Source organism: Pseudomonas marginalis (assembly GCF_024169655.1).
Taxonomy (GTDB): domain Bacteria; phylum Pseudomonadota; class Gammaproteobacteria; order Pseudomonadales; family Pseudomonadaceae; genus Aquipseudomonas; species Aquipseudomonas paraveronii.
Window position 1 is genome coordinate 1,046,718 of sequence record NZ_JALJWV010000001.1, and the last position, 21,631, is coordinate 1,068,348.

A 21,631-nucleotide genomic window follows, 5' to 3' on the forward strand; every position below is an offset into this window, starting at 1 on the left:
CCCATGACTCAACCAACGCTTGCCCGCAGCTGGGTATCTTCCGCCAACGGTCACGGCGATTTTCCCCTGCAAAACCTGCCGCTGGGAGTGTTCAGCGTCAACGGCTCGGCGCCGCGCAGCGGTGTGGCGATCGGCGACTGCATTCTCGACCTGCTGGCCGCCCGCGATGCGTTTGACGGTGAAGCGCTGCGCGCCGTCGACGCCAGCGCCAGCGGGCAGTTGAACGCGTTCTTTGAATTGGGCCGTGGCCCGCGCGTGGCCCTGCGCGAGCGTCTGCTGGAACTGCTGGGGGAGGGCAGCCCGCTGCAGGCGCGTGAGGCCGACGTGCTGCACCGCGCCGCCGATTGCCAGATGCACCTGCCCGCCAAGATCAATGACTACACCGACTTCTACGTCGGCATCGAACACGCGCAGAACGTCGGCAAACTGTTCCGCCCCGACAACCCGCTGCTGCCCAACTACAAGTACGTGCCGATCGGTTATCACGGCCGTGCCTCGACCATCCGCCCGTCCGGCACCGAGGTGCGCCGTCCCAAAGGCCAGACCCTGCCGGCCGGCCAGACCGAGCCGACATTCGGCCCCTGCGCCCGCCTGGACTATGAGCTGGAGCTGGGCATCTGGATCGGCCAGGGCAACGCCATGGGCGACTCGATTGCGATTGGCGATGCGGCCGAGCACATCGCCGGTTTCTGCCTGCTCAACGATTGGTCGGCGCGGGATATCCAGGCCTGGGAATACCAGCCGCTGGGGCCGTTCCTGTCGAAGAGTTTCATCACCAGCATCTCGCCGTGGGTAGTGACGGCCGAAGCACTCGCGCCGTTCCGCCAGGCCCAACCGACGCGCCCCGAAGGCGACCCGCAACCGCTGCCGTACCTGCTGGATCAACGCGATCAGGCCGCGGGCGGCTTCGATATCGAACTGGAAGTGCTGTTGACCACGGCGTCGATGCGCGAACAGAACCTGCCGGCCCAGCGCCTGACCCTGAGCAACACCCGGCACATGTACTGGACCGTGGCGCAAATGATTGCGCACCACAGCGTCAACGGGTGCCAATTGCAGGCCGGTGATCTGTTCGGTTCGGGCACCTTGTCCGGGCCGCTGCCGGGGCAGTTCGGCAGCCTGCTGGAGATCACCGAAGGCGGCAAGAAGCCGATTGAGCTGGCGTCGGGCGAGGTGCGTAAATTTCTCGAAGACGGTGATGAAATCATCCTGCGCGCCCGTTGCAGCCGTGACGGTTTTGCCTCCATCGGCTTCGGCGAATGCCGTGGCACGGTGGTCGCGGCGCGCTGAGGAGGCGGGGTGATGGAGCTTTACACTTACTATCGGTCCACCGCGTCGTACCGGGTGCGGATCGCGCTGGCGCTCAAGGGCCTGGATTTCACCGCCGTACCGGTCAACCTAGTGGCGCCTGCGGGCGGCGCCCACCGCCAGCCGGAGTACCTGGCGATCAACCCGCAAGGTCGCGTCCCGGCGCTGCGCACCGATGACGGCGAACGGTTGATCCAGTCGTCGGCGATCATCGAGTACCTGGAGGAACGTTATCCACAGGTGCCGTTGCTGTCCCAGGACCTGGCGACCCGTGCCCGCGAGCGCGCAGTGGCGTCGATCATCGCCTGCGACATTCACCCGCTGCACAATTCCAGCACCCAGAACCTGCTGCGGCAGTGGGGCCATGATGAAACCCAAGTGCTGGCCTGGATCGGTCATTGGATCAGCCAGGGCTTGGGCGCGGTCGAGCAGTTGATTGGCGATCACGGCTTTTGTTTTGGCGAGCGGCCGGGGCTGGCGGATGCGTTTCTGATTCCGCAGTTGTACGCGGCCGAGCGCTTCCAGGTGTCGTTGGCGGCGTATCCGCGCATCGGGCGGGTGGCGGCGTTGGCGGCGCAGCAGCCGGCGTTTATCCAGGCGCACCCCGCGAACCAGCCCGACACGCCTAAGGCGCCTTAGTGCACCACTGAATTGGGCGGCAGATGCCCCAGCCGTTCGGTCAGGCGCAGGCGCTGGATCGGGTCTTCGCTGAGCAGTAGCGCGTGCTCCAGGTCGAAACGCTCGGCGCTTGGGCAATCCAGGCGTTGATACAGGCTGGCCCGCGCCAGGTAATCGGCGGCGCTGGCATGGCCCAGTTCCAGCACGCGCTCGGCGTCGACCAGGGCGGCCAGCGGGTCGTCATTGGAGAGGTACAACTGGCGCAGGTTGCGCGACAGCCGTTGGAGGATCGAGCGTGGGCTGGCGGTGCGCAGGTGGTCGGCCTGCAACTTGAGGTTGGGGCCGTATTGGCGTTGCAACAGGTCGCGGCAATCGTTGGGGTACAGGCGTCGGCCGCCGCAGGGGTCGAGCAGGTGATCGGCGCCGTCTACCCGTAGCAGGAAGTGGCCGGGGAAGTTGACGCCGACCATCGGGATATTCAGGCGTCGCGCCAATTCCATCGCGATCAGCCCCATGGCCAGGGGTTGTCCGCGCTTGCGCTGCAACACCTTGTCCAGCAGCGCGGCGGCGGGGCGCAGCGGGGTGAAGTCATCCTGGGCGAACCCCAGGTCATTCAGGCGACGCAACAACGGTTGGCCGAGCTCGTCCGCCGGCAACATGGGCATGCCCAGGCTGACCTGCTGTTGCAGTGCGTTGAGCTCCTGCAGGATCAACAGCGGTTGCACCGCCGCGTCATGCTCGGCCGCAATCCACAGCGCGGCTTCAAACAGCGCAGGGGGTGAACGTTCCAGACAGGCGAAAAAGGCGTGGCGGGGGTTCATTGCATTCTCCGGCGGATGCTCCCGTTTTAGCCTTGCTGAGAATTTTCGTCCAGTAGCTTGAGATATATCCTACTTGCTTATGTCGCAGGTCCCGCAAAATCGGGTGGCTTATTCCCGCGTACTTCGGCAGTTTTCTGCCGCACGCCTATACTTTGCGACACCAGAAGTGATTCGGGAGCTTGACGATGTTTGCTCTCATGCACAGCACCCGCCTTGAATCGCTGCACCTGAGCATCGACCCGATGACCGGGTTGAAGGCGGTCATAGCCATCCACAGCAGTCGCCTTGGGCCGGCCTTGGGCGGTTGTCGTTACCTCGCGTACCCCGATGACGAAAGCGCGGTGGCGGATGCTGCGCGCCTGGCCCAAGGTATGAGCTACAAGGCCGCCCTGGCCGGTTTGCCGGTGGGCGGCGGTTGCGCCGTGATCCTGCGCCCGGCCCATGTGGAAAGCCGCGCGGCCTTGTTTGAAGCCTTTGGGCGGTGTGTCGAGCAACTCGAAGGCCGCTACATCACCGCCATCGACAGCGGCACCTCGGTGGCCGACATGGATTGCATTGCCCAGTACACCCGATTCGTCACCAGTACCACCGCTGCCGGCGACCCCGCACCCCATGCCGCCATGGGCGTATTCGCCGGCATCCGCACCACCGCCATGGCGCGCCTGGGCAGCGACAACCTCGAAGGCCTGCGCGTGGCGATCCAGGGCTTGGGCAACGTCGGTTACGCCCTCGCCGAACAACTGCACGCCGCCGGCGCCGAACTGCTGGTCAGCGACATCGACCACGGCAAGGTGCAACTGGCCATGGAACAACTTGGCGCGCACCCGATCGCCGACGAGGCCTTGCTCAGCACCCCCTGCGACATCCTCGCGCCCTGCGGCCTCGGCGCGGTGTTCAATCGCAACAGCGTCGGCCAACTGCGCTGCGCCGCCGTGGCCGGTTCCGCCAGTGCGCAACTGACCAACCTGCAAGTGGCCGATCAACTGGAAGGGCGTGGCATCCTCTACGCCCCGGACTACGTGATCAACTCCGGCGGCCTGATCTACGGCGCCCTCAAACACAGCGGCGCCGAGCTGCCGACCATCACCGCGCACCTGTCGAACATCGGCACGCGCCTGACCGAAATCTTCGCCCACGCCCAGGCCGAAAAGCGTTCACCTGCACGGGTGGCCGATGAACTGGCTGAGCGTTTGCTTTACCGATAGGCCATTATTAAAAAGGCCCTGAATCAACGATTCAGGGCCTGTTCAATTCGGGCTTTATTCCGCCGGCGGGTTCAGCAACTCGGACAGCGCGTCCGGTTGGCTCTTGAATGCCTTGGCAAAGACATCGCGGTTTTTCGCCATGTAGATCCCGGCCTCTTCAACCTGCTGCTCGCTCAACGACGGCACGGCTTTTTGCAACACTTCTGCGAGCAACTCAGCGAGTTCAAGCATCTTGTCATGACGGTCAGCTTCGGCTTTATCCATGAACAAACGCTCCAGATCTCGGCTGCTGCGGTATACCACTTCGACGGCCATTCACCACCTCACATGCCTTCACGATAGTTGTCTTTTGCGACTACTGTATTTATATACAGCTAAAAGGGTAAGCCAAACTGTGGGGTTTGGGTAGCAGTTTTTTAATGTAGCCCGGAAATACAGGTTTGGAGTGCCTCATGTCACCCCGCCATCATCTTATACCTGCCGCTGGCCTTTTTTCTGCATGCAGAACAACCGTCACGTCCAACCCGCATTATCCGGTCGAGCCGACCTAAGGAAGCATCATCGTGAAAATCAATTGGGCCGAAAAGCTGCGTCAGAATGTCCACGGGCTGGCCGAGTCTCTGGGCAATCTGTTTGTCGAAACGTTCCACTACCTGGCGTTGTTCGCCATCGGTGCGGTGACTGCCTGGGCGGCGGTGATGGAGTTTCTGGGGATGCTGGAGAACGGGCACATCAAGATCGATGACATCTTGCTGTTGTTCATCTACCTGGAATTGGGCGCCATGGTCGGGATTTACTTCAAGACCAACCACATGCCGGTGCGCTTCCTGATCTACGTGGCGATCACCGCGCTGACGCGTCTGCTGATCTCCAACGTGTCCCACCACAACCCGCCGGACATCGGCATCATCTACCTGTGCGGCGGGATTCTGTTGTTGGCGTTCTCTATTCTGGTGGTGCGCTATGCGTCGTCGGCGTTTCCGTCGGTGAAGGTGCAAGGCCCGCACCGCAAGGGCGAGAGCCTTGAATCAGAGAAAGGTGAGCTTTAAAGCCTGACGCTGAAGGGTAGGGCGCGGGCGGGCGGTCGCTGCAACAGTTTGTGACTGTCCCCGTCCGTCATCACCGTCAGGATTTCCATGGCGCTGTGGCCCTGTTCGATGGCAATCCCGAACTGGATGCTTTGCACCAGGCGCTTGAGCCGTTGCGGGTCGTTGCGTTGTTCGGCGCTGATCATGCGCTTGGCCACCACGCCCTGCTCATTCGAGAGGGTCAGCATGATGCTGCCATCCAGCCGCTGGATGCTCAGGTTGACTCGGTATTGTGGGGTGAAGGTGTCGGTGATGATCTGAAAAGGATTGTCCATGGTGCGTTACCGCCTGATAAGAACATGCAGTCATTGACGACCGGCGTCTGGATTAGTTCGCGTTGCCTGACCACCGGCCACTCCGTCGCTGAGGGTTCACAACGTCCGTTTGCCTCATGAGCTGTACAGCAAGGGGCGTGCCGTACAGCGACCTGTCTGACGCTGGAATGCACCTGTGGAGGGGGGCTTGCCCGCGATTGCGGTGGATCAGTTGATGAATTCGTGGCTGGGCGAGCGCAATCGCGGGCAAGCCCCCTCCCATATGGGGTGGCGTCGTGCTTTGTTTCAGGGCAGTCACGAGAAAGCGGTGCACGATGGGCTGGCGGGGAAGCGGGGATTTTCCGCGGGTTGCACCCGTGGGCACAGCGGTAATGACGAAGATGGCGGGGCATAAGAAGATGTAACTAACTCCCCACCCTACCAGCGTTTTTGCTTGTAGTCAGGGTTAATTTGTAATGTGGGATTTATCTTTGCAAAGGGGTTGAATTGTTTCTCTGACTGCTCAATTGTGTAATCAAGAGGTCATGGTTTCACCACCCCGGTGTTGCAGTTTGTGACCTCTCGCGAGCTAGCTGAAATAAGGGAAGAACTATGCAAATCCAAGTCAATAGCGATAACCATATTGAAAGCAGCATCCGACTGGAGGAGTGGGTACGTAATACCATTGAAAGCACGCTCGAACGTTATGACGAAGACCTGACCCGCGTTGAGGTCTACCTGCGGGATGAGAACGGCGACAAGCCCGGTCCCCACGATTTAAGCTGCCGCCTGGAAGCACGGCCAAAGGGCCATCAACCGCTTTCGGTGCTGCATAAAGCCGATACCCTGGAACAGGCGATCGACGGTGCAGCGATCAAGCTGGACCATGCGTTGGAACATCTGTTCGGCAAACTGCAAGGCAAGCCACGCGCTGCTGCGAAAAATGTGCCGGCCAACAAAGTGAATGATGACGCGCTTGAAGAGGAATTCCTGGAAAACGAAAACGCTGCAATTAATAGCTGACAGTTTTTTCATTCCCTACTGAGAACGGGCCTGCAGATGCAGGCCCGTTTTTGTTTATCTGCCGCGTCGGAAGAAATACCGGCTCAACAGCGCCAGCCCGCAAGCCCCCACGCCCGCAAACAGCATTGCCCAACCGGCGCCATGGCGTAGCGCCGCCTGGGCATCCGGACGCGCCAGGCCCATTGATGTCAGCCCCTCCAGCTTGCCCGCTGCAATGTTCTGACTGATGGCGGGCCAATCCCGTGCGGTGGTGGCCGGCAACACCTCGGCCAGTTGATGACTGATCCCCAGCAAGAGCACCAGGCCCATCAGCGCGATATTGACCGCCAGGGTGATCAGCCGCGCACTGAGGTCGATCCCCGAGGCCATGCCCGCACGATCCGCCGACACCGAACCGGTGGTGGTGTTGGTGGTCGGTGAGTTGGTCAGCGCCAAGCCCACGCCGGCCATCGCGCAACTGAACAGCACCAGCACGATGCTTGGATGCGCGGCGCCATTGGCGGCGGCCATGGCCATAAAGCCCGTGCCCATCACGCCCAGACCCAAAGGGATGATGCGTTCGGCGCCGTAGCGCAGGGCCAGGCGCTCGGCCAGCGGCGGCACCAGCAAGGTGGGCAGGGTATAGGCGAGCAGGGCGCCGCCGGTGGTCAGGGTGTCGTAGCCCAGACCCGCCTGGAAGTACAGCGGCAGGTAGATCATGAACGGCCAGAAGCTGAAGTTCATGCCGATCGACCCCATCAACGCGCCGTTGAAGCGTTGGAGGCGAAACACCGAGAAGTCGAACATCGGATGGGCGCTGCGCCGCTCAATGAAGATGAACAGCAGCAGCGCGGCCAGCGACAAGCCGGCCCAACCCGGCATGACCGGTGCACCAAAGCCGTTCTCGGTGCCTTGGGTGATGAAGTAAACCAGCGCAAACACCGACAGCGTCAAGGTGAGCATGCCCGCGATGTCGAGGCGATTGCCGGCCGGATCGCGCGACTCCTGCACGCTGACATGCAGCAGCACCAATGTCAGCAACGTGAGCGGCACATGCACGAGAAACACCCAGCGCCAGTCCGCCACCGCCAGGATCAACGCCCCAACCATCGGCCCGAAGCCCAGGCCCAGGCCCGCAATCACGCCCCACACCGCGAATGCCCGCGCCCGCGCCGCCGGCTCACGGAACTGGTGCGACAGAATCGCGAACTGGCAGATCATCATCGCCCCGGCGCCCACGCCCTGGACGAAACGCGCCCCGATCAGCAGGGACGCGTCTTCGGCCAGCCCACAGGCCAGCGAGGCCAAGCCAAACAGCCACAGGCACAGCACCAGCATGCGTCGTCGGCCAAAGCGGTCGGCCAACGTACCGGCAGCCATCAGCACGCTGGTGCAGGCCAGGGTGTAGGCGTTCATGATCCATTGAGCATCCTGGAAACCGGTGCCCAATTGTTGTTCCAGCGTGGGCAGGATCACCGGCACGCTGGAGATTTCCAGGCCGAACATCAGCGCCGCGAGGCACACGGCGGTGAGGGCGAGCGCGTTTCTGGCGGTGCTTGATGCGCTGACAGTCGATACAGCGACGGCGGGAGGCATGGGGTCTTCCTTTCGAGAGGGGGAGCGTGTCATTCTCGCGGGAAGTGGATTCTTTATTCGTGACAAATTTTCCTTCAATCAGGGAATCAAAGGCGACAATTACAGCATGGCCACCCCACGTTTTGATGGCGTTGAACTCTTTCTGCAGATCGTCGAGAGCGGCAACCTGACCGAAGCCGCCGAACGGCTGAACCTCACCCGTTCGGCCGTGGGCAAAGGCTTGGCGCGACTCGAGGCGCGCCTGGGTACGTGCCTGTTGCAGCGCTCCACCCGCCGCCAGCGTTTGACCGAGGACGGGCAGGCCTATTACGAGCATTGCCTGCGCGCGCTGGCCGAGCTGGAAGCGGCCGAATCGGTGCTGGAAAGCGGTCGGCAGCAGCCTCGCGGGCGCTTGAGGGCGAGCTTGCCGCTGGCTTTCGGGCATCACTACGCGGCGCCGGCGCTGTGGGGCCTGCTGGATCGGTTTGCGCAGTTGGAGATTGATATTTCGTTTTCTGACCGGCTGATCGACGTGGCCCAGGAAGGCTTCGACCTGGCGGTGCGCATCGGCGCGTTACCCGACACCGACCGCCTGAGCGCGCGGCGCCTGGGCGAGCAGGCCATCGGCCTGGCGGCAGCCCCGGCGTATTTGCAGCGTGTCGGGCGAATCGAGCGTCTTGAGGATTTGGCCGGACATCGCGGCATTGCCTACCGCTGCACTGCGCCGCGCCTGGAGTGGCAGCTCAACGACGCCCAGGGCCGCCCGCACCGTGTGCAGGTCGCGTCGCCGCTGATGATGGACGACCTCCAGGCCGTGGCCGATGCTGCCATCGCCGGCGTGGGCCTGGCCTGGTTGCCGAGTTGGCTGATTGCGCACTATGTGCTGCGCGGGCAACTGGAAGCGGTACTGCCGAGCTACCGCGAGCAGCCCGCGCCGATCCATGTGATCTGGCCCACGGCGGCGCACATGCCGGCCAAGACGCGCTGCGCCATCGACGCCTTGGTCGCGGGCACCCCGAGTTGCCTGGCGGGCAGTTAGGTTTTGCCTTCAGGCAGGTGATTCATCCGTTCTCTTTTGCTTATGAGAATATTTATCATTAATATTGCGCTCTGATGAACCTGGCGCTTCCTGCATGAAAAGCAAAACCTCGTTTCCCGCCGCTTACCGCCTCGCTGTCACGTCACGCGCATTGGCCGCTGTGCTCGGCGGCTATCTGATGGCGTCCCTGGCCGCCATCTGCCTGGCGCTGTGGCTGCCCACGTCCCGCGCCGATGCGGTGATCACCGGGATGATGAGTTCGTTTGTGTTCTACCTGTTGGCGGTGCTGTGGTGCTTTGCCTGCCGCACGGCTTGGCGTGCGTGGTGTGGCGTGATGTTGCCGAGCGCGTTGTTCGCGACCTTGGCGGGTGTGGGTGTATGGATGGCACGCACATGAAAGAAGGTTTTCGCCAGGCGATGGCCTGGTTGCACACCTGGGCCGGACTGATCTTTGGCTGGCTGCTGTTTGCGATTTTTCTGACGGGCACCTTGTCGTATTTCAAAGATGAAATCAGCCATTGGACCCAGCCCGAAGTGCAGGCCCACCCGTTGGACGATGGGCGCAGCCTCGCGGTAGCCCAAGCCTACTTGCAACAGCAGGCGCCCAACGCTGCACGCTGGTTTATCACCTTGCCGGACAGCCGCGACCCTGGCCTGTCGGTGATGTGGCAAGACAAGGTCGACCCCGGCAAACGCGGTGACTTCATCCAGAAAGTCCTCGACCCGGTCAGCGGCCAAGCCGTGCAGGTCCGTGAAAGCAAGGGCGGCGAGTTCTTCTATCGCTTCCACTTCCAGTTGCAAATGCCGCATCCCTGGGGCCGCTGGTTATCCACCCTTGCCGCGATGGTGATGTTTGTCGCATTGATCACCGGCATCATCACCCACAAAAAAATCTTCAAGGACTTCTTCACCTTCCGCCCTCGCAAGGGCCAGCGCTCCTGGCTCGACGGGCATAACGCAGTGGGCGTACTGGTGCTGCCGTTTCATTTGATGATCACCTACAGCAGCCTGGTGATCTTCATGAGCTTGGTCATGCCGGCCCCCATCGTGGCCTCTTACGGCAACGACAGTCGGGCCTTCTTCAACGATGTGTTTCCCTCCACCGACAACGCGCCGGCGCTCGGCCAGCCCGGCACCTTGTTGCCGTTGCTGCCGATGTACGAGCAGGCGCGGGCGCAGTGGGCGGGTGGGCATGTGGGGCGGCTGGCGGTGAATAACCCAAGTGACGTGAACGCCTCGGTCAATGTGTTCCGCGCCGGCGCCGACCGCGTGGTGCATGATTTCGGCAGCACCGTGTCGTTCAACGGCAGCACCGGCGAACTGCTGCGGGTCAGCGCCGAGCAATCGCTGCCGGCGGCGATCAGCGGCAGTTTTTATGGCCTGCACATGGGCCATTTCGCCGGTCCGGTGTTGCGCTGGCTGTACTTTATCTGCGGGCTGGCGGGCACGGCGATGATTGGCACCGGGCTGGTGATCTGGCTCGGCAAGCGCCAACTCAAGCACGCCAAAACCGGGGGTATGCCGTTTGAGCTGCGTCTGGTGCAAGTGCTGAATATCGCCAGCATGTCCGGGTTGTTGCTCGCCATTGCGGCGTTCTTCTGGGCCAACCGTTTGCTGCCGGTGAGCGTTGCCGAGCGTTCCGACTGGGAAGTGCAGGTCTTCTTTATCGTCTGGGGCCTGAGCCTGTTGCACGCCGTGCTGCGTCGAGGGCGCCAGGCCTGGGTCGAGCAACTGAGCGTTGGCGCACTGTTGTTTAGCGCGATCCCTCTGCTCAACGCGCTGACCACCTCGAACCACCTGGGCGTGTCGCTGGCGACGGGCGACTGGGCCATGGCCGGCTTCGACCTGACGTGCCTGGGCAGCGGTGTGTTTCTCGCCTGGGCCGCCTGGAAAATGCACCGTCGCACGGCGCCCCAACCCAAGGTCGAAAGGGCACGCCCGCTCAATCTCAAATCGGAGGCGCACTGAATGTTGCTCGCATGGTTGATGTGCTACGCCGGGTTTACCGCACTGTGCCTGTCCACCGACCGTCACCATGGCGAACTGCTGCACAGCAAGCCGTCGCCGCGTCGTCGCTTGGGGTTGCGCGTGGCTGGCGGGTGGCTGCTGACGCTATCGATCTGGCCGGCGGTGGCCGCCACGGGCTGGGCCCAGGGGCTGGTGGAGTGGTGCGCGGTGTTGATGCTCAGCGCGCTGCTGCTGGTGCTGCTGTTGCCGTATCGGCCAAGGTTGGCCTTGAGCTTGGCGGGCGTTGGCCTGCTGGCCAGCCCCGTCGCGGCCTTCGCCACCCTGTGAGCCGCGCATGATGATCAGTACGCCACCGGAACCCCAGGACAGCCAGCCCGCTGACGCGGCGGGTGGGCGTGCGCATTTCCTGCAGGTGTTTTTGTCCCAGCGCTCGCAAATGGAAGCGCTGGTCAGCCGGCGCGTGGGCTGTCGTGCCACGGCGGCCGACCTGGTGCAGGACTTGTTCCTGCGCTTCTGGCGCCGGCCGCTGGTGCAGGTCGAAGAACTCAGCACGTACCTGCTGCGCTGCGCCGGCAATATCGCCATCGACCACTTGCGCAGTGAAAGCGCGCGGGTGCGCAGCAACGAAGGCTGGTTGCCCGAGCAGCAGGACAATCAGGGCTCCGAGCCCCAGGCTGCGCTGGAGGCCGGCAACGACCTGCGTCACGTCGAAGCCGCCTTGCGCAGCTTGCCCGAGCGTACCCGCCAGATCTTCCTGCTCAACCGCATCCACGGCCGCAAGTACGCGCAAATCGCCAAGGCCATGGGGCTGTCCCAAAGTGCCGTGGAAAAACATATGATGCGTGCCCTCGAAGCCTGCAAAGCCAGCCTTCGTGAGCCATCGCCTCCACGCTCGCCAGGGAAAGCACCGTGAACGTCACCCCGACGCCCGACCAGCAACAGGCCGCACTGGCTTGGCTGAGCCTGTTGCACGACCAGCCCAGCAGCGGCGACCAGGCCACCTTCAGCCGTTGGCTGCAGGCCGACCCGGCGCATGTCCAGGCCTATTCCCAGGCCCAATTGCTTTGGGAGTTGAGCGAAGTACCGGCGCGCAAACTGGCGGATGAAGACGCGCTGGCCTTGCAGGGCTACCTGAATGCGATGCACACCTCGAAACGCTCGCGGGTCATGCGCGGGGCCGGCGCGCTGGCGATGGCCGCGTGCCTGCTGGTGATGCTGTCGATGGGCGCCGGCTGGCAACCGTCGCGTTGGGTCGAGGACTTCGGCGCGGATTACGTCACGGCGCCGGGCGAGGTGAAAACCGTGACCCTGGCCGATCAATCCCACGTCACCCTGGATGCCGACAGCGCCATCGCTGTGGATTTCAGCCAGGGTGAGCGGCATGTCCAACTGCGTCGCGGTGCGGGCTTTTTCAGCGTGACTCACACCGGCGCGGCATTTGTGGTGGAAGCGGGCAGCGGTGAAACGCGGGTGCTGGGCACGCAGTTCGAAGTGCGCCTGCAACCGGCGGGCGCGCAGGTGACGGTGTTGTCGGGGCGGGTCGGCGTCACACCGGCCAAGCAGGGGCAGCAGCAAATTCTTACGGCGGGTCAGCAAGTGGCCTACGCCGATGGCGTCGCCGAACCCTGGCACGCGGTCAACAGCGAAGCACGCCTGGCCTGGCGCGACGGCTGGCTCAACTACTACAAGGCGCCGCTGGCCGAGGTGATCGAGGATCTGCAGCGTTACTACCCTGGGCGCATCCTGCTGCTCAACGACGAAGTGGGCGCCCGGCGTGTCAGTGGCAGCTTCCCGAGTAACGATCCGCACGCCGTACTGAATGCGTTGCAGGCGGTGCTGGGGTTCGAGCAGCACACGGTGTTGGGACGGATGATTGTGGTGCGCTGATTACTTCAGCGCCGCCATGATCGCGTCGGGGCTGTAATCGCGAATCAACGTGCCATTCACGTCCACAAACGGAATCCCACCACCGCCCAATGCCTCATAGGCCTTGCGCGCTGCGGCGTCTTTGTCGATATCGAACGCCTGGTACGGAATACCTTTCTGGTCGAGGAAGCGGCGGATCTGTTTGCAGTAGCCACACCACTCGGTCGAATAGAGCACCACGCGCGCCGAGGCCCGCGTCTGCTCGGCGACCACCTGGGACGGGTTGAACAGCCGTTCGACCTTGCCCCAGTTCTGGATCACTACCACCACCAGCAACACCAGCAGGACTTTTTTAAAGACCCCGCCGAGCATCAGTTACGGCGCTTGAGCTGGTCGGTCAGTTGGGTCGGCAGGCCTTTGATGATCAGGGTGCCGGCGGCTTCGTCGTACTCGATCTTGTCGCCCAGAAGGTGCGCTTCAAAACTGATCGACAGCCCCTCGGCGCGCCCGGTGAAGCGGCGGAACTGGTTGAGGGTGCGTTTGTCGGCCGGGATCTCCGGCGACAGGCCGTAGTCTTTGTTACGGATATGGTCGTAGAACGCCTTAGGCCGATCTTCATCGATCAAACCCGACAATTCTTCCAGGCCCATCGGCTCGCCGAGCTTGGCCTGGCTGCTGGCGTAGTCCACCAGGGTCTTGGTTTTTTCGCGGGCAGTTTCGTCGGGCAGGTCCTCGCTTTCAACGAAGTCGCTGAACGCCTTGAGCAGGGTGCGGGTTTCGCCTGGGCCGTCGACGCCTTCCTGGCAACCGATGAAATCGCGGAAGTATTCCGAGACTTTCTTGCCATTCTTGCCTTTGATAAACGAGATGTACTGCTTGGACTGCTTGTTGTTCTGCCACTCGGACACGTTGATCCGCGCCGCCAGGTGCAATTGGCCCAGGTCGAGGTGGCGCGATGGGGTCACGTCCAGTTCGTCGGTGACCGCCACGCCTTCGCTGTGGTGCAGCAGGGCGATGGCCAGGTAGTCGGTCATGCCTTGCTGGTAGTGGGCAAACAGCACGTGGCCGCCGGTGGACAGGTTGGACTCTTCCATCAGCTTCTGCAGGTGTTCGACGGCGGTGCGGCTGAACGTGGTGAAATCCTGGCCACCCTCGAAATACTCCTTCAACCAGCCGCTGAACGGGTGCGCGCCCGACTCGGCATGGAAGAAACCCCAGGCCTTGCCTTGTTTGGCGTTGTAGCTCTCGTTGAGGTCGGCAAGCATGTTCTCGATCGCGGCCGACTCGGCAAGCTCGGAGTCGCGGGCGTGGAGAACTGCGGGTGTGCCGTCGGGTTTTTTGTCGATCAGGTGGACGATGCAATGACGGATCGGCATAGGCTTCTCGGCTGGTTGATAGGGGAGCGGTTGGCCTCCCCGAAAAGTCGCCCAGTGTACCGCACCCATTGGCCAAGACGTGCTTTGAAGGTGTTTTGGAAGGCCTCCGACGGGCCATATGCCTTTTTTTCACGGTTTAGAGCGATAAAGCTGACCAAATGGGTAGGTAGAAGCGGATATTTCCCCGTCTCTGTGCTAGTTTTGCCCGGTCTTACGCCCAAGACTCGGCGTTAAGCGTGCATTCAGCACTTGTCAGGTCGAACCAATCCCCGTTTCAAGCATCTATAACCCCGATCTCCGTGGTTATAGCCGGGGATGCCAGGCCTTGACGGTCGGGCTCGACGGCTGACACTGCACTCTGCAATCCATATGAATTTGATAGGGAAGGAACACCACAATGGCTATTACTAAAGACCAACTGATCGCTGACCTGGCTGAAGCAGTAGACGCACCGAAAACCACCGTGCGCGCTCTGCTGGACCAGCTGGCTCAAATTGTTGCTGATCAGCTGGAAAACGGCGGCGAAATCACTCTGCCAGGCGTTGGCAAACTGAAAGTGACCGAGCGCCCTGCCCGTACTGGCCGTAACCCTTCGACTGGCGCTGCCATCGAAATCGCTGCCAAGAAAGTTATCAAGCTGGTTGTGGCCAAAGGCCTGACCGACGCTGTTAACAAGTAAGACGCAGCAAAAAAAACCGTGCGCCGGAGCGATCCGGGCACGGTTTTTTGTTGCCCGGGATTTGGGCTCAGTCTTTACGCGCCCAGCGCTGGCGCCACACCTGCTGCTCGGAGGGGGTCTGGAAGGTCCAGGCGACAAACCGGCTCTGCTTCTGCCCTTGGGACATTTCCACCACCTGGCTCTCCAGTACACCGGCCTTTTTCAGCGCAGTCTGGATCGCCGGCAGGTTCGAGGCTTTCGACACCAGGGTGCTGAACCACAGCACCTTGTGGGCAAAGTGCGCGCTCTCGGCGATCAATTGTGTTACGAAGCGCGCTTCACCGCCTTCACACCACAGCTCGGCCGATTGGCCGCCGAAGTTCAGCACCGGCAACTTGCGTTTTGGGTCGGCCTTGCCCAAGGCGCGCCATTTGCGTTCGCTGCCCTTGGTGGCTTCGTCCATGGACGCGTGGAACGGCGGGTTGCACATGGTCAGGTCAAAGCGCTCGCCGGGTTCCAGCAGGCCCAGCAGAATGTGCTTGGGATTGCTCTGCTGACGCAGTTGGATCGCCTTGTTCAGGCCGTTGGACTGCACGATGGCCTTGGCGGCGGCGACTGCGGTGGGGTCGACTTCCGAACCGAGGAAGTGCCAGCGGTATTCGCTGTAGCCGATCAGCGGGTAGACGCAGTTGGCGCCCATGCCGATGTCCAGCACCTTGACCGGCGCGCCACGGGGGATTTCGCCGTCATTGACGCTGGCCAGCAGGTCGGCGAGGAAGTGTACATAGTCGGCACGCCCCGGCACCGGCGGGCACAGGTAATCCGCCGGGATGTCCCAATGCTGCACGCCATAGAAGGACTTCAACAGCGCCCGGTTGAACACGCGCACGGCGTCCGGGCTGGCGAAGTCGATGCTTTCCTTGCCGTAAGGGTTGATGATCACGAATTGCGCCAGTTCCGGCGTGGTCTTGATCAGCGCCGGGAAGTCGTAACGGCCCTGGTGGCGGTTGCGTGGGTGCAGGCTGGCCTCTTTACGCGGCACGACGGGTTTGGCCGTGGCGGCGGTTTTAGGCTTCTTGCGCGAAGGTTTCGGTGTGCTGGGGGCGGTCATGATGATTCTGGTGTTGGCTCAAAGTGGTGGGCATTGTCACACATCCTGAGGTCAACTCGATCAAATGTGGGAAGGGGGCAAGCCCCCTCCCACATTGATCGGGTTTGCAAAGGAAAAAAAAGAGACCCGAAGGTCTCTTTTTTTTACACGGCTAGCCCTTACAGGCTGGAAATCCGCGCATGTTGCTCCGCCAGCTTGCCCAGGGCCTGTTCAGCCTCGGCCAGTTTGGCGCGTTCCTTGTCGATCACTTCAGCCGGTGCCTTGTCGACGAATGCCGCGTTGGACAGCTTGCCGCCGACCCGCTGCACTTCGCCTTGCAGGCGCAGGATTTCCTTGTCGAGACGGGCCAGTTCCGCGCCCTTGTCGATCAGGCCGGCCATCGGCACCAGCACTTCCATGTCGCCGACCAGCGCGGTCGCCGACAGTGGCGCTTCGGCGCCAGCCGCCAACACGGTGATCGACTCCAGCTTGGCCAGCTTCTTGAGCAGCGCATCGTTCTCGGTGAGGCGACGCTGGTCCTCGGCGCTGGCGTTCTTCACGAATACCGCCAGTGGCTTGCCCGGGCCGATGTTCATCTCGGCGCGGATGTTGCGCGTGCCGAGCATCAGGCTCTTGAGCCATTCGATATCGCTTTCGGCAGCCTCATCGATGCGGGCTTCGTTGGCCACTGGCCAAGGTTGCAGCATGATGGTCTTGCCTTGGACACCGGCCAGCGGCGCGAGGCGCTGCCAGATTTCTTCGGTGATGAACGGCATGAATGGGTGCGCCAGGCGCAGCGCCACTTCGAGTACGCGCACCAGGGTGCGACGGGTGCCGCGCTGGCGTTCGACCGGCGCGTTTTCGTCCCACAGCACTGGCTTGGACAGTTCCAGGTACCAGTCGCAATACTGGTTCCAGATGAACTCGTACAAGGCTTGTGCGGCCAGGTCGAAACGGAACTGGTCGAGTTGGCGGGTCACTTCGGCTTCGGTGCGCTGCAACTGCGAGATGATCCAGCGGTCGGCCAGGGACAGTTCGACGGCTTCACCGTTCTGCCCGCAGTCTTCGCCTTTATCCAGCACGTAGCGCGCCGCGTTCCAGATCTTGTTGCAGAAGTTGCGATAGCCTTCGACGCGGCCCATGTCGAACTTGATGTCGCGACCGGTGGACGCCAGCGAGCAGAAGGTAAAGCGCAGGGCGTCGGTGCCGTAGCTGGCGATGCCGTCGGCGAACTCGTCGCGGGTCTGCTTCTCGATCTTTTTCGCCAGTTTCGGCTGCATCAAGCCCGAGGTGCGTTTCTGCACCAGGGATTCCAGGTCGATGCCGTCGATGATGTCCAGCGGATCAAGGACGTTGCCCTTGGACTTGGACATCTTCTGGCCCTGGCCATCGCGCACCAGGCCGTGGACGTACACGGTCTTGAACGGCACCTGCGGGGTACCGTCCTCGTTCTTCATCAGGTGCATGGTCATCATGATCATCCGGGCGACCCAGAAGAAAATGATGTCGAAGCCGGTGACCAGTACGTCGGTGGAGTGGAATTTCTTCAGGAATTCGGTCTGCTGCGGCCAGCCCAGGGTCGAGAAGGTCCACAGGCCCGAGCTGAACCAGGTGTCCAGTACGTCGTTGTCCTGTTGCAAGGCTACGTCCGGGCCGAGGTTGTGCTTGGCGCGCACTTCGGCTTCGTCGCGGCCGACGTAGACCTTGCCCGACTCGTCATACCAGGCCGGAATGCGGTGGCCCCACCACAACTGACGGCTGATGCACCAGTCCTGGATGTCGCGCATCCACGAGAAGTACATGTTTTCGTATTGCTTGGGCACGAACTGGATACGGCCATCTTCCACGGCAGCAATCGCCGGCTCGGCCAGCGGTTTGGTAGACACGTACCACTGGTCGGTCAGCCAAGGCTCGATGATAGTGCCGGAGCGGTCGCCCTTCGGCACTTTCAGGTTGTGGTCGTCGACGCTGACCAGCAGGCCGGCGGCGTCGAAGGCGGCAACGATCTGCTTGCGCGCTTCGAAACGGTCGAGGCCGGCGTATTCGGCCGGGATCTTGCCGTCGATGCTCTCGTTCAGCGTGCCGTCGAGGTTGAACACCTGGCAGGCCGGCAGCACGGCGGCATTCTTGTCGAAGATGTTCATCAGCGGCAGGTTGTGGCGCTTGCCGACTTCGTAGTCGTTGAAGTCGTGGGCCGGGGTGATTTTCACGCAGCCGGTGCCGAATTCAGGGTCGCAATAGTCGTCGGCGATGATCGGGATGCGCCGGCCAACCAGCGGCAGTTCGACGAACTTGCCGATCAGGGCCTGGTAGCGCTCATCGTTCGGGTTAACGGCCACGGCGGCATCGCCGAGCATGGTTTCCGGACGGGTAGTGGCGACGATCAGGTAGTCGTTGCCTTCAGCGGTCTTGGCGCCATCGGCCAGCGGGTACTTGAGGTTCCACAGGAAGCCTTTCTCGTCGTGGTTTTCCACTTCGAGGTCGGAAATTGCCGTGTGCAACTTGGTGTCCCAGTTGACCAGGCGCTTGCCGCGGTAGATCAGGCCGTCTTCATGCAGGCGCACGAAGGCTTCTTTCACGGCTTCCGACAGACCGTCGTCCATGGTGAAGCGCTCGCGGCTCCAGTCGACGGACGAGCCCAGGCGACGGATCTGACGGCTGATGTTGCCGCCGGACTGATCCTTCCATTCCCAGACTTTTTCCAGGAATTTCTCGCGGCCCAGGTCGTGACGGCTCTGGCCGGTGGCTTCGAGTTGGCGTTCCACCAGCATCTGCGTGGCGATACCGGCGTGGTCGGTGCCCGGTTGCCACAAGGTGTTGCGGCCCTGCATGCGACGGAAACGGATCAACGCATCCATGATCGCATTGTTGAAGCCATGGCCCATGTGCAGGCTGCCAGTGACGTTCGGTGGCGGAATCATGATGGTGTAGGAATCGCCCGCGCCTTGCGGAGCGAAATAATTCTCGGACTCCCAGGTCTGGTACCAGGAAGTTTCAATAGCGTGCGGCTGGTAGGTCTTATCCATGCGCGGCGGGACCCTAGTTGGCATTAATTCAGGAAAGCCGACAAGTATAACGGGGGATAGGGGCGAGGGGTAGGAGCGAGCTTGCTCGCGAAAACCTGAAGGGCCGCGCGTTCATTCAGGATGTCCGCGCCATCATTGACGTTTTTCGCGAGCAAGCTCGCTCCTACAGGGGCGCTAATTCTGGTATTGACTGAGTAACCGCTCCATCCGCGCATCCATCCGGCGCTTGATCTCGGTTTCGATATGCGGGGCGAAGTCGTCGATCACGTCCTGCATGATCAATTGCGCGGCGGCGCGCAGTTCGTTGTCCAGGTGCAGCAGCAAGGCATCCGGGGTCTTTTCGGCAGGCGCTGCAGCGGGCGCCGCTTCGACAACCGGGGTGGCCGGGGCAGGTGGCGGTTCGAGCGGCTCAACCGGCTTGGCGCCGACCATGTCGAACAGCAGGGGAATCTGCACGTCGCCATTGACGGTTTCCGTCAGCAGCGGCGGTTGGAGGTTGTCATCACCCAGTAACTGACGGATCGACTCCAGGTCGTCCAACAGGTGGTCGTCTTTTTTTATCGTATTCGGGGTGTCCATCATGCACTCAAAGTCGTTGTAGCCGGTGATCCTGCAAAGGATAGCCCTGTTCGCGATAGAAACGGAAACTCTCCCGCGCGGCCTGACGAATAGCCGGATCTTCCACCACCACTTCGGCCACACGGGCGAACGCCTTGGCAAAGGCCGGGACTTTCAGGTCGAGGTTGACCAGCAGGTCATGGTGATCGCCGCAGCTGTCGCCCACACCCAGGACCACCTGGCCTTCGGGTTCAGCTTCTGCGGGGCCGTGGGGTACGAAACTTTCGCCCTTGAAGCGCCACAGGCGGGCGTCGAGCTCGTCGCGCTGAGCGGCATCGCTGCAATGCAGGTAGATGCGGTGGCCCATGCGCCAGGCTTTTTCGGTGAGTTTGCAGGCAAAGTCCAGGCGCGCGAGCGGGTCGGCGCTGGGCAATATATAGAAGTCGACTTGGGTCATTGCGGTTCCTGGAGCCCGAGGCGGCTGTAGCGCCGCCCCGGGGTCACGGTTTTCAGGCCTTGGCGCGATCCAGCAGGTACTGGGTCAGCAGTGGCACCGGACGGCCGGTGGCACCCTTGTCCTTGCCGCCGCTGGTCCAGGCGGTGCCGGCGATGTCCAGGTGTGCCCAGTTGAAGTTCTTGGCGAAGCGCGACAGGAAGCAGGCCGCGGTGATGGTGCCGGCTTTCGGGCCGCCGATGTTGGCGATGTCGGCGAACGGGCTGTCCAGTTGTTCCTGGTACTCATCGAACAGCGGCAGTTGCCAGGCGCGGTCGTCGGCGGCCTTGCCGGCGCTGAGCAGTTGCTCGATCAGTTCGTCGTTGTTGCCCAGCAGGCCCGAGGTGTGGGAGCCGAGGGCGACGATGCAGGCACCGGTCAGGGTGGCGATGTCGATCACTGCCTGTGGCTTGAAGCGTTCGGCGTAGGTCAGGGCATCGCACAGCACCAGGCGGCCTTCGGCGTCGGTGTTGAGGATCTCGACGGTCTGGCCACTGAGGGTGGTGACGATATCGCCCGGACGGGCCGCGCCGCCGCTCGGCATGTTTTCGGCGCAGGCCAGGATGCACACCAGGTTGATCGGCAGCTTGAGCTCCAGCACCGCACGCAGGGTGCCGAACACGCTGGCGGCGCCGCCCATGTCGTACTTCATCTCATCCATGCCGGCACCCGGCTTGAGGCTGATGCCGCCGGTGTCGAAGGTGATGCCTTTGCCGACCAGGGCGTAAGGCTTCTCGGCCTTCTTGCCGCCGTTGTATTGCATCACGATCAGGCGTGGCGGCTGATCGCTGCCCTGGCCGACCGCGTAGAACGAGCCCATGCCCAGTTCCTTGATCTTCTTCTCGTCCAGCACTTCGACTTTCAGGCTCTTGAATTCCTTGCCCAGCGCCTTGGCCTGTTCGCCCAGGTAGGTCGGGTGGCAAATGTTCGGCGGCATGTTGCCGAGGTCACGGGTGAACGACATGCCGGCGGCGATAGCCTGGGCGTGGGTCACGGCGCGTTCGACTTCAGCCTGGGCGGCCTTGATGGTCAGCAGGGTGACTTTCTTCAGGGCGCGCGGTTCGGCTTTCTGGCTCTTGAACTCGTCGAAGACGTAGCCGCCGTCGAGCAGGCTTTCGGCCAGCAGGCGGGTCTTGCCGTAGCTGTCGCGGCCTTTGACCACGATTTCATCGAGTGCCAGCGCTGCATCGCTGCCGCCCAGGCCCTTGAGGGTGGTAAGAATGCCGCTGATGATCTTGCGGAACGGGCGGTCGCCGAGTTCGGCGTCCTTGCCCACGCCCACCAGCAACACACGCTCGGCCTTGAGGTTGGGCAGGCTTTGCAGCAGCAGGCTCTGGCCGACTTTGCCGGCCAGGTCGCCGCGCTTGAGGACCGCGCTGATGGCGCCGCCGCTCAGTTCGTCGAGTTGTTTGGCGGCAACGCCGAGCTTGCGGCCTTCGCCGACAGCGACCACGAGGGTGGCGGTTTTCAACGTTTCGGGGCTAACGCTTTTTACAACCAATTCCATGTTCGGGTCCCTTATAAAGGTCTGTGAGCCTGGAGTCTGTGTGCTCCGGCTTTAAAGCCTGGCAGCCGTGTAAACCGCCAGCGACAAAGCCCGCAGTTTGAACCTCGCTGGCGGAGCCTGACAACCCTTGCCGCACGCTTTGTGTACGCGCATGAGTAAGCTCCGTGACAGGCGCGGTC

The 21,631-nt window shown here is 62.4% G+C and carries 23 protein-coding genes; 12 read left to right on the top strand and 11 right to left on the bottom strand.

Features of this window, described 5'->3' with window-relative positions; translation table 11 throughout:
• Nucleotides 1–3 precede the first annotated feature (3 nt).
• Together fahA and maiA are read left to right on the top strand one after the other, a co-directional pair.
• The gene (gene fahA / locus J2Y83_RS04670; protein ID WP_253393506.1) at nucleotides 4–1,290 is read left to right on the top strand and encodes a fumarylacetoacetase; all 1,287 of its coding nucleotides are present in this window, start codon (nucleotides 4–6) and stop codon (nucleotides 1,288–1,290) included.
• Between the two features lie 12 nt (nucleotides 1,291–1,302).
• Nucleotides 1,303–1,947, top strand: coding sequence for a maleylacetoacetate isomerase (maiA, locus tag J2Y83_RS04675; RefSeq protein ID WP_253393507.1), 645 nt, complete (start codon nucleotides 1,303–1,305; stop codon nucleotides 1,945–1,947).
• Here the strand turns inward: maiA and J2Y83_RS04680 are convergent.
• A complete protein-coding gene (locus J2Y83_RS04680) occupies nucleotides 1,944–2,747 on the bottom strand; it encodes a SirB1 family protein (RefSeq protein ID WP_253393508.1) in 804 nt (267 codons plus the stop codon). The two genes, maiA and J2Y83_RS04680, sit on opposite strands and share 4 nt — an antisense overlap.
• Nucleotides 2,748–2,932: 185 nt before the next feature.
• Between J2Y83_RS04680 and J2Y83_RS04685 the strand changes: the two genes are divergently transcribed.
• Nucleotides 2,933–3,952 carry a Glu/Leu/Phe/Val dehydrogenase family protein gene (locus tag J2Y83_RS04685; RefSeq protein WP_253393509.1) on the top strand — a complete coding sequence of 340 codons (1,020 nt, stop codon included), beginning with the start codon at nucleotides 2,933–2,935 and terminating at the stop codon, nucleotides 3,950–3,952.
• A 54-nt stretch (nucleotides 3,953–4,006) separates the two neighbouring features.
• Here J2Y83_RS04685 and J2Y83_RS04690 read toward each other — a convergent pair whose 3' ends face one another.
• A complete protein-coding gene (locus tag J2Y83_RS04690; RefSeq protein ID WP_010564043.1) occupies nucleotides 4,007–4,267 on the bottom strand; it encodes a YebG family protein in 261 nt (86 codons plus the stop codon).
• Between the two features lie 248 nt (nucleotides 4,268–4,515).
• On the opposite strand from J2Y83_RS04690, the gene J2Y83_RS04695 reads away from it, so the two are divergent.
• Complete coding sequence (locus tag J2Y83_RS04695; protein WP_253393510.1) at nucleotides 4,516–5,001, top strand: phosphate-starvation-inducible protein PsiE; 486 nt, start codon at nucleotides 4,516–4,518, stop codon at nucleotides 4,999–5,001.
• Here J2Y83_RS04695 and J2Y83_RS04700 read toward each other — a convergent pair.
• Complete coding sequence (locus J2Y83_RS04700) at nucleotides 4,998–5,315, bottom strand: DUF3509 domain-containing protein (RefSeq protein WP_253393511.1); 318 nt, start codon at nucleotides 5,313–5,315, stop codon at nucleotides 4,998–5,000. The genes J2Y83_RS04695 and J2Y83_RS04700 overlap by 4 nt on opposite strands.
• 591 nt (nucleotides 5,316–5,906) lie before the next feature.
• Here J2Y83_RS04700 and J2Y83_RS04705 point away from each other — a divergent pair.
• The gene (locus J2Y83_RS04705) at nucleotides 5,907–6,317 is read left to right on the top strand and encodes an HPF/RaiA family ribosome-associated protein (protein ID WP_247405840.1); all 411 of its coding nucleotides are present in this window, start codon (nucleotides 5,907–5,909) and stop codon (nucleotides 6,315–6,317) included.
• A gap of 54 nt (nucleotides 6,318–6,371) precedes the next feature.
• On the opposite strand, the gene J2Y83_RS04710 is transcribed toward J2Y83_RS04705, so the two are convergent.
• Entirely contained in the window at nucleotides 6,372–7,892 is a 1,521-nt protein-coding gene (locus tag J2Y83_RS04710; RefSeq protein ID WP_253393512.1) for an MFS transporter, read from the bottom strand.
• Between the two features lie 106 nt (nucleotides 7,893–7,998).
• Between J2Y83_RS04710 and J2Y83_RS04715 the strand changes: the two genes are divergently transcribed.
• The 6 genes from J2Y83_RS04715 (at nucleotide 7,999) to J2Y83_RS04740 (ending at nucleotide 12,765) form a co-directional block, all read left to right on the top strand.
• Nucleotides 7,999–8,910 carry a LysR family transcriptional regulator gene (locus J2Y83_RS04715; RefSeq protein ID WP_253393513.1) on the top strand — a complete coding sequence of 304 codons (912 nt, stop codon included), beginning with the start codon at nucleotides 7,999–8,001 and terminating at the stop codon, nucleotides 8,908–8,910.
• A gap of 94 nt (nucleotides 8,911–9,004) precedes the next feature.
• A complete protein-coding gene (locus J2Y83_RS04720) occupies nucleotides 9,005–9,307 on the top strand; it encodes a DUF3649 domain-containing protein (protein WP_253393514.1) in 303 nt (100 codons plus the stop codon).
• Nucleotides 9,304–10,878: a PepSY domain-containing protein gene (locus tag J2Y83_RS04725; protein WP_253393515.1), complete on the top strand. Its 1,575-nt coding sequence runs from the start codon at nucleotides 9,304–9,306 to the stop codon at nucleotides 10,876–10,878. Before J2Y83_RS04720 ends, J2Y83_RS04725 begins: the two co-directional genes overlap by 4 nt.
• Nucleotides 10,879–11,205: a DUF3325 domain-containing protein gene (locus J2Y83_RS04730; protein ID WP_253393516.1), complete on the top strand. Its 327-nt coding sequence runs from the start codon at nucleotides 10,879–10,881 to the stop codon at nucleotides 11,203–11,205. It abuts the gene before it with no gap.
• A gap of 7 nt (nucleotides 11,206–11,212) precedes the next feature.
• The gene (locus J2Y83_RS04735) at nucleotides 11,213–11,791 is read left to right on the top strand and encodes an RNA polymerase sigma factor (protein WP_253393517.1); all 579 of its coding nucleotides are present in this window, start codon (nucleotides 11,213–11,215) and stop codon (nucleotides 11,789–11,791) included.
• Nucleotides 11,788–12,765, top strand: coding sequence for a FecR family protein (locus tag J2Y83_RS04740; protein ID WP_253393518.1), 978 nt, complete (start codon nucleotides 11,788–11,790; stop codon nucleotides 12,763–12,765). Before J2Y83_RS04735 ends, J2Y83_RS04740 begins: the two co-directional genes overlap by 4 nt.
• Here J2Y83_RS04740 and J2Y83_RS04745 read toward each other — a convergent pair whose 3' ends face one another.
• Together J2Y83_RS04745 and yejK are read right to left on the bottom strand one after the other, a co-directional pair.
• Nucleotides 12,766–13,116 (bottom strand): glutaredoxin family protein, encoded by a 351-nt coding sequence (locus J2Y83_RS04745; RefSeq protein WP_253393519.1) that lies wholly within the window; start codon nucleotides 13,114–13,116, stop codon nucleotides 12,766–12,768.
• Entirely contained in the window at nucleotides 13,116–14,120 is a 1,005-nt protein-coding gene (yejK, locus tag J2Y83_RS04750; RefSeq protein ID WP_247405233.1) for a nucleoid-associated protein YejK, read from the bottom strand. The genes J2Y83_RS04745 and yejK overlap by 1 nt, the downstream gene beginning before the upstream one ends.
• Before the next feature lie 397 nt (nucleotides 14,121–14,517).
• Here yejK and J2Y83_RS04755 point away from each other — a divergent pair, with 397 nt between their 5' ends.
• The gene (locus tag J2Y83_RS04755; protein ID WP_253393520.1) at nucleotides 14,518–14,799 is read left to right on the top strand and encodes an HU family DNA-binding protein; all 282 of its coding nucleotides are present in this window, start codon (nucleotides 14,518–14,520) and stop codon (nucleotides 14,797–14,799) included.
• A 67-nt stretch (nucleotides 14,800–14,866) separates the two neighbouring features.
• On the opposite strand, the gene rlmF is transcribed toward J2Y83_RS04755, so the two are convergent.
• The 5 genes from rlmF to J2Y83_RS04780 form a co-directional block, all read right to left on the bottom strand.
• Nucleotides 14,867–15,889, bottom strand: a complete 1,023-nt coding sequence (gene rlmF / locus J2Y83_RS04760) for a 23S rRNA (adenine(1618)-N(6))-methyltransferase RlmF (RefSeq protein ID WP_253393521.1) — start codon at nucleotides 15,887–15,889, stop codon at nucleotides 14,867–14,869.
• Nucleotides 15,890–16,047: 158 nt separating this feature from the next.
• Nucleotides 16,048–18,894 (bottom strand): valine--tRNA ligase, encoded by a 2,847-nt coding sequence (locus J2Y83_RS04765; protein WP_253393522.1) that lies wholly within the window; start codon nucleotides 18,892–18,894, stop codon nucleotides 16,048–16,050.
• A gap of 174 nt (nucleotides 18,895–19,068) precedes the next feature.
• Nucleotides 19,069–19,473 carry a DNA polymerase III subunit chi gene (locus J2Y83_RS04770; RefSeq protein WP_253400346.1) on the bottom strand — a complete coding sequence of 135 codons (405 nt, stop codon included), beginning with the start codon at nucleotides 19,471–19,473 and terminating at the stop codon, nucleotides 19,069–19,071.
• A gap of 7 nt (nucleotides 19,474–19,480) precedes the next feature.
• Nucleotides 19,481–19,909 (bottom strand): DNA polymerase III subunit chi, encoded by a 429-nt coding sequence (locus tag J2Y83_RS04775; protein WP_247403241.1) that lies wholly within the window; start codon nucleotides 19,907–19,909, stop codon nucleotides 19,481–19,483.
• Between the two features lie 52 nt (nucleotides 19,910–19,961).
• Nucleotides 19,962–21,452, bottom strand: a complete 1,491-nt coding sequence (locus J2Y83_RS04780) for a leucyl aminopeptidase (RefSeq protein WP_253393523.1) — start codon at nucleotides 21,450–21,452, stop codon at nucleotides 19,962–19,964.
• Nucleotides 21,453–21,631: the final 179 nt, after the last annotated feature.